The 438-nt window shown below is 69.9% G+C and carries 1 protein-coding gene; it reads left to right on the top strand.

What is annotated here, in order from left to right; translation table 11 throughout:
• Positions 1-438: gamma-glutamyltransferase (locus tag GVL52_RS32175; protein WP_200848010.1), on the top strand; the 438-nt coding region annotated here is incomplete at both ends.

Raw genomic sequence — 438 nt, 5'->3', positions numbered from 1 at the left:
ATGGACATGGACGTGTTCCACCCGGTCGTCGCGCGCAGCGGCATGGTGGCCACCGAGCAGGAACTGGCATCGAAGGTGGGGCTGGACATCCTGCGCGCGGGCGGCAACGCGATCGACGCGGCCGTGGGCGTGGGCTTCGCGCTGGCGGTGGTGCTGCCCAACGCCGGCAACCTGGGCGGCGGCGGCTTCATGATGGTGTACGACGCGAAGAGCGGCAAGAGCGTGGCGCTCGACTTCCGCGAGGTCGCGCCGCGCAAGGCGAGCCGCGACATGTACCTGGACGACAAGGGCGACGTGATCGACGGCAAATCGCTGCACACGCACTATGCCGTGGGCGTGCCCGGCACCGTGGCGGGCCTGGAGCATGCGCTCAAGTCCTGGGGCACGATGCCGCTCTCGAAGGTGATCGCACCCGCGATCGCGCTGGCCGACAAGGGC

The organism is Rhizobium sp. 18055, assembly GCF_902706285.1.
Lineage (GTDB): Bacteria > Pseudomonadota > Alphaproteobacteria > Rhizobiales > Rhizobiaceae > Rhizobium.
This window is presented reverse-complemented; position numbering and strand designations above follow the sequence as displayed.